9 protein-coding genes and 3 rRNA genes (1 of these 12 only partly in view) are annotated in these 15,106 nt (G+C 65.3%); 4 read left to right on the top strand and 8 right to left on the bottom strand.

Going from position 1 to position 15,106, the window contains the following annotated elements:
- Positions 1-11: 11 nt before the first annotated feature.
- Positions 12-488, bottom strand: coding sequence for a DUF2244 domain-containing protein (locus M1L61_RS01755; RefSeq protein WP_004153894.1), 477 nt, complete (start codon positions 486-488; stop codon positions 12-14).
- A gap of 274 nt (positions 489-762) precedes the next feature.
- Between M1L61_RS01755 and putA the strand changes: the two genes are divergently transcribed.
- A complete protein-coding gene (gene putA, locus M1L61_RS01750; RefSeq protein WP_248854236.1) occupies positions 763-3,981 on the top strand; it encodes a bifunctional proline dehydrogenase/L-glutamate gamma-semialdehyde dehydrogenase PutA in 3,219 nt (1,072 codons plus the stop codon).
- A 118-nt stretch (positions 3,982-4,099) separates the two neighbouring features.
- Here the strand turns inward: putA and pnuC are convergent, their stop codons facing one another.
- Together pnuC and M1L61_RS01740 are read right to left on the bottom strand one after the other, a co-directional pair.
- Positions 4,100-4,672 carry a nicotinamide riboside transporter PnuC gene (gene pnuC / locus M1L61_RS01745; RefSeq protein ID WP_019338979.1) on the bottom strand — a complete coding sequence of 191 codons (573 nt, stop codon included), beginning with the start codon at positions 4,670-4,672 and terminating at the stop codon, positions 4,100-4,102.
- Positions 4,673-4,813: 141 nt separating this feature from the next.
- On the bottom strand, positions 4,814-6,163 hold the full coding sequence (locus tag M1L61_RS01740) for an outer membrane protein transport protein (RefSeq protein WP_010484240.1): 1,350 nt from the start codon (positions 6,161-6,163) through the stop codon (positions 4,814-4,816).
- Between the two features lie 228 nt (positions 6,164-6,391).
- Between M1L61_RS01740 and M1L61_RS01735 the strand changes: the two genes are divergently transcribed.
- The gene (locus tag M1L61_RS01735; protein WP_010484241.1) at positions 6,392-7,084 is read left to right on the top strand and encodes a rhomboid family intramembrane serine protease; all 693 of its coding nucleotides are present in this window, start codon (positions 6,392-6,394) and stop codon (positions 7,082-7,084) included.
- 83 nt (positions 7,085-7,167) lie between these two features.
- On the opposite strand, the gene M1L61_RS01730 is transcribed toward M1L61_RS01735, so the two are convergent.
- The gene (locus tag M1L61_RS01730; RefSeq protein WP_248854235.1) at positions 7,168-8,703 is read right to left on the bottom strand and encodes a S41 family peptidase; all 1,536 of its coding nucleotides are present in this window, start codon (positions 8,701-8,703) and stop codon (positions 7,168-7,170) included.
- A gap of 108 nt (positions 8,704-8,811) precedes the next feature.
- Positions 8,812-10,110 carry a peptidoglycan DD-metalloendopeptidase family protein gene (locus M1L61_RS01725; RefSeq protein WP_049454548.1) on the bottom strand — a complete coding sequence of 433 codons (1,299 nt, stop codon included), beginning with the start codon at positions 10,108-10,110 and terminating at the stop codon, positions 8,812-8,814.
- Between the two features lie 95 nt (positions 10,111-10,205).
- Here M1L61_RS01725 and M1L61_RS01720 point away from each other — a divergent pair, with 95 nt between their 5' ends.
- A complete protein-coding gene (locus M1L61_RS01720; protein ID WP_019338882.1) occupies positions 10,206-10,868 on the top strand; it encodes a hypothetical protein in 663 nt (220 codons plus the stop codon).
- A gap of 86 nt (positions 10,869-10,954) precedes the next feature.
- Positions 10,955-12,664 carry a M28 family metallopeptidase gene (locus M1L61_RS01715; protein ID WP_248854234.1) on the top strand — a complete coding sequence of 570 codons (1,710 nt, stop codon included), beginning with the start codon at positions 10,955-10,957 and terminating at the stop codon, positions 12,662-12,664.
- Positions 12,665-12,944: 280 nt separating this feature from the next.
- Here M1L61_RS01715 and rrf (M1L61_RS01710) read toward each other — a convergent pair.
- The 3 genes from rrf (M1L61_RS01710) to M1L61_RS01700 all read right to left on the bottom strand — a co-directional run.
- Positions 12,945-13,059 (bottom strand): 5S ribosomal RNA (gene rrf / locus M1L61_RS01710).
- A 132-nt stretch (positions 13,060-13,191) separates the two neighbouring features.
- Positions 13,192-13,306 (bottom strand): 5S ribosomal RNA (gene rrf / locus M1L61_RS01705).
- A 127-nt stretch (positions 13,307-13,433) separates the two neighbouring features.
- Positions 13,434-15,106, bottom strand: a 23S ribosomal RNA gene (locus M1L61_RS01700) (it continues 1,202 nt past the right edge of the window).

The following is a 15,106-nucleotide window of genomic DNA, read 5'->3' as shown; positions in this document are numbered from 1 at the left end:
TGCCTAGACCCTTAGCGTCGTCGGTTGCCGCCATCGCTGGCGGCGAGCAAGCTTTCAAGTGTCTCTGCAAGCGTCTGACGTTCGGCCGGCGCGAGGAAACTCCCCACCTCCACCTGCCGGCCGCTGGATGCCAGCCGGACCCTCTCATCGTCGGTGAGCAGGCGCACCCAGTGGGGGTGGGCCCGGAACACCGGCGATCCACCGGGTACGGGAATGACCTCCACGTACGCCGGCACTACCCGGATCTCCTCCTGCCGTTCTCCGCTGCGCCACAAGGCACGCAGCGCCGCCGCCAGCACCAGGCTGTACAGCAGCGCGAACAGGGGGGCGAATGCATTGCCGGCCAACCACCCGAGGGCGGACACCAGCCACATCGCACCCGACAACACGGTGAACAACAGGACGAACTGCCGGGCATCGAGCGCCCGTGGGGGACGCAGCCGCAGCTGCGTACCTGACCCATCCGGAGCTGGAAGCACCTCGATCATGTCGCAACCGCGTTCCTGCCGCGGGAAACGTCTCGATGGTAGCCCCGCCCTCTCGCCGGTAGCAAGGGTGCATTCACACTTTTTCCCATGCTGCAACACAGCATGAGGTCGGCGACACAAATGACGAATTCAGCACAAATTCTTCCGAGCTTGCTGAACACGCTGAATCCACCGCAGCTAGGGGCTATCAGCACTTCATCAAGGTGGCTGCGGGGCACTTCCGGAACCCGCAAAAATGATTAAAATCGCCAAGTTTTCCACTGGCCGGACCGGCATGAACGCACCTTCCTCCTCCCCTGCCGCCCACGACGCTCCGCGTCCCGGCGCGCTGCTGTCGCCGGAACTGCCGGCGCCCCCCAACCCGTTCCGCCAGGCCATCACCGATGCCTGGTTGAAGGACGAGGCCAGCCATGTGCGCGAGCTGCTGGCGCAGGCCCGCCTGCCCGCCGAGGAACAGGCCAGGGTGCAGGCGCTGGCCGCCGACCTGGTCGGCCGCGTGCGCGTGCGTGCCAAGGACCAGGGCGCCATCGAAGCCTTCATGCGCCAGTACGACCTGGGCAGCGAGGAAGGCGTGCTGCTGATGTGCGTGGCCGAGGCGCTGCTGCGCATTCCGGACCAGGACACCGCCGACAAGCTGATCCGCGACAAGCTGGCCGATGCCGACTGGGAAAAGCACCTGGGCGGCAGCGACTCGGTGCTGGTCAACGCCTCCACCTGGGGCCTGATGCTGACCGGCAAGCTGGTGCAGATGAACGACGCCACCCGCGCCGATGCCCCCAGCGCGTTCAAGCGCCTGGTCGGCCGCGTGGGTGAGCCGGTGGTGCGCCTGGCCGTGCGCCAGGCGATGAAGATCATGGGCCACCAGTTCGTCATGGGCCGCACCATCAGCGAAGCGCTGGCGCGCTCGCACAAGGGTGACAACGCCAGCTACCGCTACTCGTTCGACATGCTGGGCGAAGGCGCGCTGACCATGAAGGACGCGCTGCGCTACCTGGAAGACTACCGTCGTGCGATCCACGCCATCGGCGGCGATCACAAGGCACGCGGCGGCCGTCCGGACGGCGACGTCAACAACGCCCCGGGCATCTCGATCAAGCTGTCGGCGCTGTACCCGCGCTACGAGCACGCCAAGCGCGAGCGCGTGCTGAAGGACCTGGTGCCGGGCGTGCTGGAACTGGCACAGCTGGCCAAGAGCTACGGCATCGGCTGCACCGTCGACGCCGAAGAGTCCGACCGCCTGGAACTGTCGCTGGACATCATCGAGCAGGTGTTCTCCGACGCCTCGCTGGCCGGCTGGGATGGCTTCGGCGTGGTCGTGCAGGCCTACCAGAAGCGCACCCCGTACACGATCGACCATCTGGCCGACATGGCACGCCGCGCCGGTCGCCGCCTGCAGGTGCGCCTGGTCAAGGGCGCCTACTGGGATGCCGAGATCAAGCGCGCGCAGATCGAAGGCTATCCGGGCTACCCGGTGTTCACCCGCAAGCAGAACACTGACGTGTCCTACCTGGCGTGCGCCAAGCGCCTGTTCACCCATGCCGACGCGATCTACCCGATGTTCGCCACGCACAACGCGCACACCATCGCCGCAGTGCGCAGCATCGCCAATGGCGGCGTGTACGAGCACCAGAAGCTGCACGGCATGGGTGACGATCTGTACGCCGAAGTGGTGCCGGCCGATCGCTTGAACCTGCCCTGCCGCGTGTACGCCCCGGTCGGTTCACATGAAGACCTGCTGCCGTACCTGGTGCGCCGCCTGCTGGAAAACGGCGCCAACTCCAGCTTCGTCAACCGCATCACCGACGAGCGCGTGCCGATCGCCGACCTGATCCGCGATCCGGTCGAGATGGTGTCCTCGTTCGAATCGATTCCGCATCCCAAGATCCCGCTGCCGGTTGACCTGCTGCGCAGCCAGAACCACGACAGGAAGAACTCCATGGGCGCCAACCTCGCCAACGACAACGAACTGCGCGCCCTGGCCGAGCAGATCAACGCCGCCGTGAAAGCCTGGCAGGCCGCTCCGCTGGTACCGGGTGCGAACCCGGCCGGCGCCACGCTGCCGGTGACCAACCCGGCCGACACCCGTGAAGTGGTCGGCCAGTGGCTGGCCGCCGACGCTGCCACCGTGCAGAAGGCCCTGGCCAATGCCGTGGCCGCGCAGCCGGCCTGGAACCGCACCCCGGCCGCCAGCCGCGCCGCCATCCTCGAGCACGCCGCCGACCAGCTGGAAGCGCGCATGCCGGAGTTCATGGCGCTGTGCGTGAAGGAAGCCGGCAAGAGCCTGCCCGACAGCATCGCCGAAGTGCGCGAAGCGGTGGATTTCCTGCGCTACTACGCCAAGCAGGCACGCGAGCAGTTCAGCCACGCCGAGAAGCTGCCGAGCCCGACCGGTGAATCCAACGAGCTGCAGCTGCACGGCCGCGGCGTGTTCGTCTGCATCAGCCCGTGGAACTTCCCGCTGGCGATCTTCCTGGGCCAGGTGGCCGCTGCACTCGCCGCTGGCAACAGCGTGATCGCCAAGCCGGCCGAGCAGACCAACCTGATCGGCTACTACGCGGTGAAGCTGCTGCACGACGCCGGCGTGCCGGCCGAGGTGGTGCAGTTCCTGCCGGGCGACGGCGCCACCGTGGGTGCGGCGCTGACCGCCGACCCGCGCGTCGCTGGCGTGGCCTTCACCGGTTCCACCGACACCGCCCGTGCGATCAACCGCGCGATGGCCGCACGTGACGCCGCCATCGGTGTGCTGATTGCCGAGACCGGCGGCCAGAATGCCTTCATCGCCGATTCCTCGGCGCTGCCGGAACAGCTGGTCAAGGACGCGATCGGTTCGGCCTTCACCTCCGCCGGCCAGCGCTGCTCGGCCGCGCGCGTGCTGTTCGTGCAGGACGACATCGCCGACAAGGTGATGACCATGCTGGCCGGTGCGATGAAGGAGCTGAAGGTCGGCAACCCCGGCCTGCTGTCCACCGACGTCGGCCCGGTGATCGACGCCGATGCACTGAAGATCCTGCAGGACCACGCCGAACGCATGGACCGCGAAGCGCGCCTGATCGCTGCCGCCGAGCTGTCCGCCGAAGCCGCCAATGGCACCTTCTTCGCACCGCGCGCGTACGAACTGAAGGACCTGGGCCAGCTGCACAAGGAAGTCTTCGGTCCGGTCCTGCACGTGATCCGCTGGAAGGGCGACCAGCTCGACGCGGTGATCGACCAGATCAACGCCACCGGCTACGGCCTGACCCTGGGCGTGCATTCGCGCATCGACGAAACCGTTGATCGCATCAGCAACGGCGTCCACGTCGGCAACGTCTACGTCAACCGCAACCAGATCGGTGCGGTGGTCGGCGTGCAGCCGTTCGGCGGCCAGGGCCTGTCCGGCACCGGTCCGAAGGCCGGCGGCCCGCACTACCTGCTGCGTTTCGCCACCGAGAAGACGGTGACGGTGAACACCACCGCCGCAGGCGGCAACGCTTCGCTGCTGACCCTGGGCGACTGATCGCCCGGTTGATGCGGCAAACGAGAAACCCCGCGAAAGCGGGGTTTTTTGTGCATTGCTTGCTGTAGAGCCGAGCCCATGCTCGGCTTGAACGGTACAGCCGAGCATGGGCTCGGCTCTACACCCGCATCAGATTGCGCCAGTGGCGCAACGCCACCAGTGCGTTGATCCAGAAGCCCACGTACAGGATCGAGGTCAGATGCAGGCCACGGCTGTAGTACAGCGGCACCGCGACGGTATTCACCAGCAGCCACACCCACCACGATTCCAGCTTGCGCCGCATCATCAGGATCTGGGCGATCACGCTCAGCACCAGCACCGCCGAATCGATGTAGGGCGCGTAGGCGTTGGTCAGGCGGGTCAGCATCCAGCCGTAGCCGAAGGTCGCCACCACCGCCAGTGGTGCCAGCCACGCCCAGGCACGCGGTCGCAATGAGGTGATCGGCAGGGGTGCACCGTGGTCGCCGCGCAGCCACTGCCACCAGCCCAGCACGCTGATGGCGATGAAGAAGAACTGCAGCACCATGTCTGCATACAGGTGAGAGCGCTCGAACACCGCCGCGAACAGCGCGCAGCCGACGATGCCCAGCCACCAGGTGTGCACGTTGTTGCGGCCCGCCAGCAGGATCGAGCCGGCGACGGCGATGTTGGCGGCCAGCTCCAGCTGGAAATTCGGATCGGACAGGTTCATCGCGCTATTGTCGTGGATCCACGCGCTGCGTAGGCAATCGGCTGGATCCACACCCTGCGTGGATGCCCCAAAGCGTTCCACAAAAAAGAAGGCCCCGCTTGCGCGGGGCCTTCCGTGTACTGCGTCAGGCCGAGGCCTGGATCAGAACTTGTACTGGAACGAAGCAGCCAGCACGTCGCCACGGACCTTGTACTTGCCCGACAGCGAGTTGCCCTGGTTGGCAGTGGTCGCACGCACGTTCACGTTCGGATCGCTGGTGAACAGGTGGGTGTAGCCAAAGTTCCACTCGGTGTTCTGCGACGGGGTCCAGCCCACGCCCAGCGACAGCCACTTGCGGCTGGTATCCGGCACGCGGACGTCGCGGTGGGCGTCGGTGGTCGGGGTCTGGTCCAGCGCAACACCACCGCGCAGGGTGACGGTGTCGCTCAGCTTGTAGTCGGCGCCCAGCGACACGAAGGTGGTGTCACGGTAGCCGAACTCCAGGACCGAATCCGCCTGCGGCGAAGCGTAGTCGACGGTGACGCTGTCAAAGGCGGTCGACCAGGCGGTGCGGGTCACGTCGCCCATCACGGTCCAGCGGTCGTTGACCTTGTGGGTCACGCTCAGGGTGGCCGAGGCCGGCATGGTCACAGTGGCCTTGCCGCTGGTGTCCATGAACCAACCGCGGGTACGCGGCGAGTTGGTCAGCAGGGAACGGGCGCGGTCGGCGCCGCTGAAGGTCGCATCACCACCGGTGATCTTGTGCTCGACCTTCGAACGGTAGCTCAGGCCGATGTGGGTGTTCTCGTCGATCGAGAACAGGCCACCGACGGTCCAGCCCACGGCATTGTTGTCACCCTCGATCTTCAGGGTGCCATCGGCGCTGCCCGGGGCGAAGCCCGGAGCGCCGGCACCGGCCAGGATGCTGCCGTAGTCGACGGCGTTGCTCAGCTCGATGGTCAGGTGCTCGACGAACACCGACGCGCCGAAGGACACGTACGGGTTGACGTCATACGACGCGGCGAAGCCGAGGTCGATGGCCTTCAGATCGGTCTTCAGGCCGCTGTAACGACCGACCCAACCGTTGTCGTATTCGGTCTTGAAGCCGAACGGTGCGGTCAGCGACACACCGAAGTGGGCCTTCTCGCCGATCGGCATGTGGAAGTACGCGGCCGGAACCGGAGCGATCATGCCGGCGTCGCCGCCGTCACCACCGGTCTGCGGACGGCCTGCTGCATTGCGGCCCTGGCCCTTGAACTCGGCCTTGAAGCTGATGGCGCTCAGGTCGCCCTGCACCAGGGTGCCATCGAGCTGGCGCATGCCGGCCGGGTTGACGGCGATGATGGAGGCGTCGCCTTCGGCGCTGCCGGAGCCGGCGAACGCGCGGCCCAGGCCCTTGGCGCTGTTTTCCTTCAGCTGGAAGGCAGCGGCATTGGCGTCGGCAGCAGCCAGCGCACCGGCAACGCCGACGGCCAGCAGGGTCAATCGGGCAATGGTGGAAGCGGTTTGCATCGTAGTTCTCTCTCTCCGGTAAGCGGTGATGGTGCTCTGAGTGCGCCTGCGCCCGGCGGGCCTTGGGGCCCTTCGGAGCGCGCCGGATTCCCCTCCCGACATACGACGCCGTATGCGAGTATTACCCAGAGCTGTTAATGAAACAATAACAGCGCAGGCGCTTTTTTCGTCTCAAAAGCTGAACAGGACAATCCCCGCCGTAAGCGCCCTCACGCTAGGCTAGTGCCCATGTTCGTCTCCCTCCCGTCGCGCAAGAAGGCAGCCCTGCGCTGGGCCACGCCCGTGCTGTTTGCGGCACTGTGGCTGGCGTTCCTGTGGTCGATCTCGCGTCCGGATGACGCCCGGGGCAGCCTCTGGCTGGACTGGGGCGCCCTGTCCACCGGCCTGACCCACCCGCTGGACTGGTGGGCGACCCTGCAGGACGGCAGCGTGCTGCGCCTGTTCACCGCCCTGTTCCTGCACGCGGACTGGTCACACCTGCTGGGCAATCTGGTGTTCCTGCTGATCTTCGGCCTGCCCGCCGAACGGGTGCTGGGCCCGTGGCGCCTGCTGCTGCTGTTCCTGGTCGGCGGTGCGGTGTCCAATCTGGTGGCCATCTACACCATGGGCAGCCCGGACCAGATCATCATCGGTGCCAGCGGTGCGGTGTCAGCGCTGATCGGCGCCTATCTGGCCCTGTTCCCGGGCGCCCGGCTGGGCGTGGTGATCCCGCTGGGCCTGTTCCTGGAGTTCGTGCGCGCCCCGGCCTACCTGCTGATCGGCGTCTGGGCGGCGCTGCAGGTGGTGTTCGCCCATATCGGCCCCAGCTTCGGCATGGTGGCCTGGTGGGCGCACATCGGTGGCTTCCTGTTCGGCCTGCTGTACGGCGTGTACGTGCGCGCCGCGATCGCACGCCGCCTGCGCAAGCGGCACGGCTTCTGACCCCCTGGGGTGCCGGCCGCTGGCCGGCGTCACGCTCACCCGCTCGTTCGTAGATCAGTCGAGCACGGCTCGACGCTACAGAATCAGGGCTTGGCCGGAGCCGGTGCGGGCTTTGCTTCCGGCTTTGCTTCCGGTGCTTCCGGTGCTTCCGGCTTTGCTTCCGGTGCTTCCGGCTTTGCTTCCGGCTTTGCTTCCGGCTTTGCTTCCGGCTTCGCTTCCGGCTTCGGTTCTACCTTCGCCTCCGGCTTCGCAGCTGTGGCCTTCACGGCCTTCGCCGCATCCGCTTTCGCCGCTTCGGCCTTCAAGCGTGCAGCCACCGAACCCGGATTCTTCAGCTCGGCCAGCGCGTCGTTGATCGGGCCATCGCCCGGCAGTACGGCGCCGGCGTGGTAGCCCTCGGTGCCTTCGTCGTCACCGCGCAGATGGCCCGGCAGGGTCGCTTCGCTGTAATCGCTCAGGCTGGAGGGCAGCGCCTCGTCTTCCGGGCGCGCCGCAGGCTTCAGTTCGACCTCCGGCACGATGCCGGTGGCCTGGATCGACTTGCCGCTGGGCGTGTAATAACGCGCGGTGGTCAGCTTCACCGAATCACCGTTGTCCAGCGGCAGCACGGTCTGCACCGAGCCCTTGCCGAAGGTGCGGCTGCCGACCACGCGGGCGCGCTTGTTGTCGCGCAGTGCGCCGGCCAGCACTTCCGAGGCACTGGCCGAACCCGCATCGACCAGCACCACCACCGGTGCCCCCTTCAACAGATCGCCCGGGGTCGCATCGAAGCGTGCATCGCTGATGCTGATGCGGCCGCGGGTGCTGACGATGTTGCCCTTGTCGAGCAGGTCGTCGGCCACCTGCACGGCAGCGGTCAGCAGGCCACCCGGGTTGCTGCGCAGATCCAGCACCAGGCCCTTGAGCTGGCCACCGGACTGCTTCTGCAGCTGCTGCACGTGCTTCTGGAAGTCCGAACCGGTGTCGGCCTGGAACGTGCTCAGGCGGATATAGCCATAGCCGGGTTCCAGCAGGCGGCTGCGCACACTGGTCACGCGGATGGTCTGCCGGGTGAGGCTGACATCGAAGGGTTTGGGCTTGCCTTCGCGCACGATGGTCAGCACGACCTTGCTGCCGGCCGGGCCGCGCAGCGGTTCGCTGGCATCGATCGCGCTGATCGGCTTGCCGTCGATGGCGATGATCAGGTCACCGGCGAGGATGCCGGCCTTCGCCGCCGGCGTGTCGTCGATCGGCGAAATCACCTTCATGCTGGCATTGTCGGGCTGCTGCTGCAGCTCCACGCCGATGCCTTCGTAGGCGCCGCTGGCCTGTTCGTCGAACGCCTGCGCGTCTTCCTTGTTGAAGTAGGTGCTGTGCGGGTCGAGGTCGAGCAGCAGGCCACGCACCGCGGCCTGCATCAGCTTCTTGTCATCGACCGGATCGACGTAGGCGGCCCGCACTGCGTTGTAGACGGCCACGAAGCGGCGGATGTCCTCCAGCGGCACCTTCGAGGTCACCGCCTCCTCGCTGCTCGCTGCCTGCCCGCCGGTTTCCTGGCTCGGGGCGGGCGCGGTCTGCTGCGCCCAGGACAGCGCTGGCAACAGGGCCAGCAAGAGGGTGGCGGTACGGGCTGCGCGCATGGATCACTCCTGTCGACGGTGGCATGGTGCCCAAGGCACATGCACCGATTATGCGCGAAGCACAGCTAAATTCCCGTTGAATCCGCCCTGCACGCGGAAGCGCTGGATTCAGCGCCGCTGCAGCCAGCTGTCAGGGTTCACCGGCTGCCCACCACGACGCAGCTCGAAATACAGCGCGGTGACGCCCTGGCCGCCGGAATTGCCGACCTTGGCCACCGCATCACCACGGCTGACCCGCGCGCCGGCATCCTTGAGCAGGGTGTCGTTGTGGGCGTACAGGCTCATGTAGCCGTTGCCGTGGTCGACGATCAGGATCATGCCGTAGCCGGTCATCCAATCGGAGAACACCACGGTACCGTCGGCCACCGCGGTGACGGTGCTGCCGGCCGGTGCGCCGATCAGCACGCCGCTGCTGGTACGCCCGTCAGGCAGCTTGCCGCCATAGCGGGCCAGCAGGTTGCCGGACAGCGGCCAGCCCAGGCCCCCGACCTTCGGCGCCGGTGCCGACGCCACCGCCGGCGGAACCTTGGTCGGCGGCGGCGGGCGGCCCTGCGCAGCGGCCTGGCGTGCGGCCCGCTCGGCAGCGGCCTTTTCGGCGGCGGCTCGGCGTGCAGCCGCGCGACGCTCGGCCTCGGCGCGGGCGGCGGCCGCGCGCAGATTGGCCAGCAGTGTTTCCAGCGCCTTGGCGTCCTGGCCCAGCGCCTGTTCCTTCTCGCGCTGGTCCTTGAAGCGTTCGTCCAGCGAGGCCACGGTCTTGGCGCGATCGCGACGGTCGGCTTCCAGCGCCGCCGCCTGCTGCTTCTGGTCCTGTTGTGCACCCTGCAGCTTCTGCTTGCGCTCGGCGATCTGCGCCTGCAGCGCTTCCAGTTCCTTCAGGTCGGCGGTCAGCGTAGTGATCCGCTGCGCACGCTCGCGTTGCAGGTAACGATGGTAGGCCAGGGCGCGATTGGCATCGGCTACCGTGTCCTGCGACAACAGCAGCTTCAGTGGTGCGTGGTTGCCCAGCTGGTAGGCTGCACGCAGCAGGCCGGCCAGCTCGCGATGCTGCTGGGCGAGGTTGGCCTGCAGCGTGCTGCGGCGTTGTTCGGCCTCGGCCAGGGCCCTTCCCTGCTCGCGCAGCGCGGTTTCCGTCTGCGCAAGCGCACGGCCGGTGCGGGCCACCTTCTCATCTGCCTCGCGCAGCTGCTGCGAGGCCTGGCCACGCTGGCCTTCGATCTGCCGGCGCTCCTGCGCCACGCCCTTCAGCTCATTGCGCAGTTTCTGCAGCTTGCGCTCGGTCTCGCGCGTGGTCTGCGCGGCACCCGGCAACGGCAACGCCAGTGCCAAGGCCAGCCCCAACAGCAGGCAGCGCCCGCCGCGGGCAGCGGCGATGTGATGTCGGCGTGATGGGAAGACGTTGTTGCGCAAGGGCTTTCCAGTGACTTCAGGCAGTTGCAGGGGGTACCGGGGAATGGTGACATCTCCGCACGCGGCCTGCCAGCCGCACATCCATCGAGGTCCCCATGAAAGCTCTCTCCATTCCGCTGCTGTTGGGCGTACTGCTGGCCACCGGGCCGGTCTGCGCCCAGGAGAACATCAGCAAGGTCAACGGCAGCATCAGCGCCGAACCCGGCCAGCGCTACGGCAAGCTGGACACCGTCAACGGCGGCATCCGCGTCGGCGAAGGCGTCGAGACCGGCAGCATCGACACCGTCAACGGCGGGGTGAAGGTCGCCGATCGCGCGCGCACCGGCAAGATCGAAACGGTCAACGGCGGTGTGCGCCTGGGCCGCGACGTGATCGCCCATGGCAACGTCAGCACCGTCAACGGCAGCATCTTCAGCGATCGCGGCAGCCAGATCGAAGGCGGCGTTGAAACTGTGAACGGTGGCATCGGGCTGGTCGAAAGCCGCGTCGGCAACGACGTGGAAACCGTCAACGGTGACATCACCGTGGGCATCGGTTCGCAGGTCAAGGGCGGTGTGCACGTGCGCAAGCCGAACTTCAGCGTCTCGCTGACCGCCAGCCGCAAGCCACGCGTGATCATCGGCCCGAATGCCGTGGTCGACGGCCCGTTGCAGTTCGAGCGCGAGGTGGTGCTGTACGTGCACCGCACGGCCCGCATCGGCCCGGTCACCGGCGCCGAGCCGATCCCGTTCGACACCGAAACCGCTCCGGCGGACTGAGCACACCGCGCCCATCGGTTCGGTGATACTCGCTGTTACCGGTCGTACACGAGGTACGGCCGCCCTTTGTTTTCCAGGAATCGACGATGCCCCGCAAACTCCTCCTGTGCCTGGCCGCTGCGGCCGCGCTCAGTGCCTGCAAAGGCGAAGACACGCCGGCGCCCGCGCCGGCCACCGACACCGCCGCTGCCAAGCCGGCGGCCCATGCGTTCTCCCCCGAGATCAACGCCGGCGACTTCGCCGAGATGGTCAAGACGCTGGCTTCGGATGAATTCGAAGGCCGCGCCCCGGGCAGCAAGGGCGAGGAACTGACGGTCAACTACATCCGCGACCAGATGCAGCGCATCGGCCTGCAGCCCGGCAACGGTGACAGCTGGTTCCAGGATGTGCCGATGACCGAGACCACGGCCGACGCGTCGACCGTGCTGAAGATCACCCAGGGCGGCAAGACCACCGAGCTGAAGTTCGGCACCGACATGGTGGTGGGTACCCGTACCGGCCAGGCCGAGGTGAAGGTCGATGCCAGCGACCTGGTGTTCGTCGGCTACGGCGTCGATGCGCCGGAGCAGAAGTGGAATGACTATGCCGGCCAGGACTGGAAGGGTAAGACGGTCGTGATGTTCGTCAACGACCCGGGCTTCCATGTCGATGACGCGAAGCTGTTCGACGGCAAGCGCATGACCTACTACGGCCGCTGGACCTACAAGTTCGAGGAGGCAGCGCGCAAGGGCGCCGCTGCCGCGCTGATCGTGCACGACACTGCCGGTGCCTCCTATGGCTGGGACGTGGTGAAGAACTCCTGGGCCGGGCCGCAGTACGACCTGCCGGCGAAGGATGACCCGGATGCCCGCATTCCGGTGCAGGGCTGGCTGAGCGCCGACGCCGCGAAGGCGCTGTTTGCCGGTGCCGGCCTGGACTTGGCGCAGGCTTACAAGGATGCGAGCAAGCGCGGCTTCAAGCCGGTGCCGCTGAAGGCCACCGCCGCGGTCGACCTGAAGAGCCAGATCGCGCAGAAGCAGTCGCGCAACGTGGTGGGCGTGCTGCCGGGCAGCAAGCGTGCCGACGAAGCCGTGCTGTACATGGCGCACTGGGACCACCTGGGCAAGCACGAGGGTGAAACCGGCGACAACATCTACAACGGTGCGGTCGACAACGCGACCGGCGTGGCCGGCATCCTTGAGGTGGCTGAAGCGATGGCCCACCAGGAGCCGAAGCCGGAACGTTCGGTGGTGTTCCTGGCGGTGACCCTGGAAGAGTCCGGCCTGCTGGGTTCGAAGTACTACGTCTCCCATCCGACCTTCCCGCTGGACAAGATCGCCGGTGTGATCAACATCGATGCGATGTCGGTGGCCGGCCGTGCCAAGGACGTGACCGTCACCGGCTTCGGCAGCTCGGAGCTGGAAGACATCCTCAAGCCGCTGGCTGCGGCCCAGGGCCGTACCCTGCACGGTGAGACCTCGGTGCAGAGCGGCTTCTACTTCCGTTCGGATCACTTCAACTTCGCCAAGGCCGGCGTGCCGGCCCTGTACGCCGATGGCGGCGAAGACCTGCGCGAGGGTGGCGTGGACGCTGGCCGCAAGGCCGCGGCGGACTACGGTGCCAACCGTTACCACGGGCCGAAGGACGAATTCGATGCGTCCACCTGGAAGCTGGACGGTACGGTCGAAGACCTGCAACTGATGTATGGCGTCGGCAAGGAGCTGGCCGGCGGCGATCGTTGGCCGAACTGGTATGAGGGCAACCCGTTCAAGGCGGCCCGCGACGCGATGATGAAGGACAAGGCCCCGGCCAAGTAAGTCGGGCCATGCTCGACTGAACATCGTTGAGAGTAGAGCGGCGCCCCACGGGGCGCCGTTTTTTTGTGCGCTCCGCCATTGGTGGGTGCCAACCCTGGCCTGCTGTGTGTAGCGGCCAACCTGGGTTGGCGCCTTGGTTCCTTGCAGGGAGCATCCACGCATGGCGTGGATCTACCGCTGATCCCTCTGCTATCGGTAGTCGCCAACCGTGGTTGGCGCCGCCGCTCGCGGCGGTCAAAGAAAAACCCCGCTGCGTGAGCAGCGGGGTTTTGGGTGTAAACCCTGGCGATGACCTACTCTCGCATGGCTTGAGCCACACTACCATCGGCGCAGCTGCGTTTCACTTCCGAGTTCGGGATGGGATCGGGTGGTTCCACAGCGCTAATTTCACCAGGGAGACGGTTGCAGCAGCGCTTGCAGCGCCAGCTTCGCGATCTTGCCCTTGGGGCGGAAGGTATCCAGAAAAGCAATGCCTTCACTTAATAAGAAAAACCCCGCTGCGTGAGCAGCGGGGTTTTGGGTGTAAACCCTGGCGATGACCTACTCTCGCATGGCTTGAGCCACACTACCATCGGCGCAGCTGCGTTTCACTTCCGAGTTCGGGATGGGATCGGGTGGTTCCACAGCGCTAATTTCACCAGGGAGGCGGTTGGAGCGTCGCCATCCGATACAGCCGGATAAGGCGCCTGCCTCTCGTAGTTCTTGTGACGTAGCGTGCACTTGGATGCTCTTACGACGTTGTCGTAAAGCCAAGGCAACTTGAGGTTATATGGTCAAGCCTCTCGGATCATTAGTATCAGTTAGCTCAATACATTGCTGTACTTACACACCTGACCTATCAACCACGTAGTCTACATGGTTCCTTCAGGGGGCTTGTGCCCCGGGAGATCTCATCTTGAGGCGCGCTTCCCGCTTAGATGCTTTCAGCGGTTATCGCTTCCGAACATAGCTACCCGGCAATGCCACTGGCGTGACAACCGGAACACCAGAGGTTCGTCCACTCCGGTCCTCTCGTACTAGGAGCAGCCCCTCTCAAATCTCCAACGCCCATGGCAGATAGGGACCGAACTGTCTCACGACGTTCTGAACCCAGCTCGCGTACCACTTTAAATGGCGAACAGCCATACCCTTGGGACCGACTACAGCCCCAGGATGTGATGAGCCGACATCGAGGTGCCAAACACCGCCGTCGATATGAACTCTTGGGCGGTATCAGCCTGTTATCCCCGGAGTACCTTTTATCCGTTGAGCGATGGCCCTTCCATACAGAACCACCGGATCACTAAGTCCTAGTTTCCTACCTGCTTGATCCGTCGATCTTGCAGTCAAGCACGCTTATGCCTTTGCACACAGTGCGCGATGTCCGACCGCGCTGAGCGTACCTTCGAGCTCCTCCGTTACTCTTTAGGAGGAGACCGCCCCAGTCAAACTACCCACCATACACGGTCCCCGACCCAGATAATGGGCCCAGGTTAGAACGTCAAGCACGACAGGGTGGTATTTCAAGGATGGCTCCGCCACAGCTAGCGCCATGGTTTCATAGCCTCCCACCTATCCTACACAGACGAACTCAACGTTCAGTGTAAAGCTATAGTAAAGGTTCACGGGGTCTTTCCGTCTTGCCACGGGAACGCTGCATCTTCACAGCGATTTCAATTTCACTGAGTCTCGGGTGGAGACAGCGCCGCTGTCGTTACGCCATTCGTGCAGGTCGGAACTTACCCGACAAGGAATTTCGCTACCTTAGGACCGTTATAGTTACGGCCGCCGTTTACTGGGGCTTCGATCAAGAGCTTCGCCTTGCGGCTGACCCCATCAATTAACCTTCCAGCACCGGGCAGGCGTCACACCCTATACGTCCACTTTCGTGTTTGCAGAGTGCTGTGTTTTTGATAAACAGTCGCAGCGGCCTGGTTACTGCGACCCTCTTCAGCTATAGCTCGCACGAGCCACCAAAAAGGGTGCACCTTCTCCCGAAGTTACGGTGCCATGTTGCCTAGTTCCTTCACCCGAGTTCTCTCAAGCGCCTGAGAATTCTCATCCTACCCACCTGTGTCGGTTTACGGTACGGTCTGCGTAAGCTGAAGCTTAGGAGCTTTTCCTGGAAGCGTGGTATCAGTGACTTCGCCATAAAGGCTCGTCTCGGTGCTCGGTCTTAAAGGATCCCGGATTTGCCAAAGATCCAAACCTACCGCCTTTCCCCAGGACAACCAACGCCTGGTACACCTAACCTTCTCCGTCCCTCCATCGCACTTACGCGAGGTGCAGGAATATTAACCTGCTTCCCATCGACTACGACTTTCGTCCTCGCCTTAGGGGCCGACTCACCCTGCGCCGATTAACGTTGCGCAAGGAAACCTTGGGCTTTCGGCGTGCGGGTTTTTCACCCGCATTATCGTTACTCATGTCAGCATTCGCACTTCCGATACCTCCAGCAGACTT

The sequence above is a fragment of the Stenotrophomonas sp. NY11291 genome (assembly GCF_023277365.1).
Classification (GTDB): Bacteria; Pseudomonadota; Gammaproteobacteria; order Xanthomonadales; family Xanthomonadaceae; genus Stenotrophomonas; species Stenotrophomonas geniculata.
The sequence above is the reverse complement of the archived record's forward strand: the minus strand, read 5'-3'. Positions and strand labels throughout refer to the sequence as shown.